This window comes from Phenylobacterium sp. (assembly GCF_030693805.1).
GTDB lineage: Bacteria > Pseudomonadota > Alphaproteobacteria > Caulobacterales > Caulobacteraceae > Phenylobacterium.
On record NZ_JAUXZW010000424.1, the window covers coordinates 1 to 2732 of the forward strand.

3 protein-coding genes are annotated in these 2732 nt (G+C 70.8%); 2 read left to right on the forward strand and 1 reads right to left on the reverse strand.

Translation table 11 applies throughout. The features are described from left to right. Together Q8M88_RS17110 and Q8M88_RS17115 are read left to right on the forward strand one after the other, a co-directional pair. On the forward strand, window positions 1-1240 hold a 1240-nt coding region (locus Q8M88_RS17110), incomplete at its 5' end, for a biotin/lipoyl-containing protein (protein WP_305598359.1). Window positions 1241-1250: 10 nt separating this feature from the next. Further along, entirely contained in the window at window positions 1251-1661 is a 411-nt protein-coding gene (locus Q8M88_RS17115) for a DUF1489 family protein (protein WP_305598360.1), read from the forward strand. Between the two features lie 7 nt (window positions 1662-1668). On the opposite strand, the gene panC is transcribed toward Q8M88_RS17115, so the two are convergent. Then, on the reverse strand, window positions 1669-2526 hold the full coding sequence (panC, locus tag Q8M88_RS17120) for a pantoate--beta-alanine ligase (RefSeq protein WP_305598361.1): 858 nt from the start codon (window positions 2524-2526) through the stop codon (window positions 1669-1671). Between the last annotated feature and the right edge of the window lie 206 nt (window positions 2527-2732).

The following is a 2732-nucleotide window of genomic DNA, read 5'->3' on the forward strand; positions in this document are numbered from 1 at the left end:
CGCCCACGGCGACGTCGTGCACCTGTTCGAACGCGACTGCTCGCTGCAGCGCCGCCATCAGAAGGTGATCGAGGAATCGCCGGCGCCTGGCCTCGACGAGGCGACCCGCACGGCGGTGTGCGAGGCCGCGGTGCGGGCGGCGCGCGCCGTGGACTATGTCGGCGCGGGCACGGTGGAGTTCATCGCCGACGCCAGCGAAGGCCTGCGCGTCGACCGCATCTGTTTCATGGAGATGAACACCCGCCTGCAGGTGGAGCATCCTGTCACCGAGGCGATCACCGGCCTCGACCTTGTCGAGTGGCAACTTCGGGTGGCGAGCGGCGAGCCGCTGCCCCTGGCCCAGCAGGCGATCACCCGGCGTGGCCACGCAGTCGAGGCGAGGCTCTATGCGGAGAACCCGACGACGGGGTTCCTGCCCTCGGTGGGCAGGCTTGACCACCTGATGCTGCCAGACACGGTGCGGGTAGATTCCGGCGTCAGCAAGGGCGGTGAGGTCACCAGCTTCTACGACCCGATGATCGCCAAGTTGATCGTCCACGCCGCGACCCGCGAGGCGGCGCTGGCGGAACTGGCCGATGCCTGCGCGGGCGTCGAGTGCTGGCCGGTGCGCACCAACGCGGGCTTCCTGACCAGGTTGCTCGAGCATCCCGACTTCATCGCCGGCCAGGTGGACACCGGGTTCATCGAGTCGCGTCTGGAGGCGCTGACCACGCCGGCCCCGCCGTCCGACGCCGCGCTGGCCGCCGCCGGGAGTGCAGCCGCGAGCCTGGAGGCGCGCAACGCCGATCCCGCCTCGCCCTGGATCGCGCTCAGCGGTTTTCGCACCAACGCCGAGCCGCAAGCCGAGATCCGGCTGTTCCACGCCGGCGCCGCGGTGGTCGCGCCGCTAAATCAAGTCGTAGCGCCGCGCAGCGTGCTGGCGGCGGGCGACAGCGCGGTGGTGGTGTTCGAAGGCGGCGAAGCCCTGCTGTTCGCGGCGACGTCGCCCGCATGGGATGTGGCCGAAGTCGCCGGCGGCGACGGCCGGCTGACCGCGCCGCTGCCCGGCAAGGTGGTCGCTGTCTCAGCAGCGCCCGGCCAGTCCCTTAAGCGCGGCGAAACGGTGCTGGTGCTGGAGGCGATGAAGATGGAGCACGCGCTCACCGCCCCCTTCGACGCCGTGCTGGAGTCCATTTCGGTGAAAGCCGGCGACCAGGTCACAGAAGGCGCCGTCCTGGCGAATCTCGCGGCTCGGGCTTAGGCTCGGGGCCATGGCTTTGCACATGATCAAGCTCTGCGTCGGATGCGACACGGTCGAGGAGCTGGCCGCGTGGCGGCGCGCGCACCGGGCCGACGGCGAGGCTTCGGTGATGCGCACGCGCCAGACGCCGAAACGCGCGGCCGAATTGGTGGACGGCGGCTCGCTCTACTGGGTGTTCAAGGGCGTGATCCTGGCCCGGCAGCCGATCCTGGCGGTGACCACGGTCGGCGAGGGCGTGACAGCGCGCTGCGAGGTGACGCTGGACCACGATCTGATCCGCGTGGCGCCGACGCCCAGGCGCGCGTTCCAGGGCTGGCGCTATCTGCCGCTGAGCGATGCGCCGACCGACCTGCCGACCGCTGGCGACGAAGCGATCCCCCCGGACCTTGCGCGCAAGCTGCGCGAAGTCGGCGCGTGGTGAAGGGTCGCTAGATCGCCATGTTGTCGATCAGGCGGGCGCGCCCGATCAGGGCGGCGGCGAGCACCCGGCCGGGGCCGCTGACTGGCCCGGGCCCCAGACGCGACAGATCCTCGGCGCCGCGCACCTCGAAATAGTCGACCCGCTGGAAGCCGGCTGCGGTGAGCGCAGCCTTGCCGGCCGCCTCGACCTCGGCGACCGGATCGCCCGCCTGCAACCGCTTCACAGCCTTGGCCAGCGCGGCGTTGAGCTGGCCGGCCACCTGGCGCTCGGCGTCGCTGAGGTAGGCGTTGCGCGAGGAGCGGGCGAGCCCGTCCTGCAGGCGCGAGGTTGGCGCGCCGAGGACGGTCACCGGGATGTCGAGGTCGGCGACCATGCGGCGGATCACCTGAAGCTGCTGATAGTCCTTCTCGCCGAAGATCGCCACGTCGGCGCCGGCCTGCAGCAGCAGCTTGGCGACCACGGTGGAGACCCCGGCGAAGTGGCCGGGTCGGGCCTGCCCATCCAGCGGCTCGGAGACGCCGGTCACCGTGACGGTGGTGGCGAAGCCCGGCGCGTACATCTCCGCGACGCTGGGTGCATACAGCAGGTCGCAGCCGACGTCGGCCAGCATCCGCGCATCAGCCGCCAGATCGCGCGGATAGGCGTCGAAGTCCTCGTGCGGGGCGAACTGCGTCGGGTTGACGAAGATGCTGGCGACCACGCGGTCTGCATGGGCGTGTCCCAGCCGCACCAGCGATAGGTGGCCCTCGTGCAGGGCGCCCATGGTCGGCGTCAGCGCCACGCGCAGGCCGGCCGCGCGCCACTCGGCGACCTGGGCGCGAAGTTCCGCGACCGTGCGCACGATCGGAAGGGGCGTGTCGTTCATCGGCGGGCTTATGACCTGGGGCCGGCTCCGCGTCCATGGCCGCGCGGGACTGGTGTCGGCGTTCGCACGATGAAACGTCGTTGACGCGAGTCACGCAGAAGCGTTGAGGTTCCGCCTTTGTCGAATGGGCCGATGCAGGCCCGCGCGGAGTTTTGGCCTGATGTCGCAAGGCAATGTGATCGTCGTCGGCAATGAGAAGGGCGGCG

What these genes read in the sequence shown, in the direction of transcription:
- Q8M88_RS17115 (WP_305598360.1), top strand. Translation starts at nt 1,251, where the DNA reads ATGGCTTTGCACATGATCAAGCTCTGCGTCGGATGCGACACGGTCGAG.
- panC (WP_305598361.1), bottom strand. Translation starts at nt 2,526, where the DNA reads ATGAACGACACGCCCCTTCCGATCGTGCGCACGGTCGCGGAACTTCGC.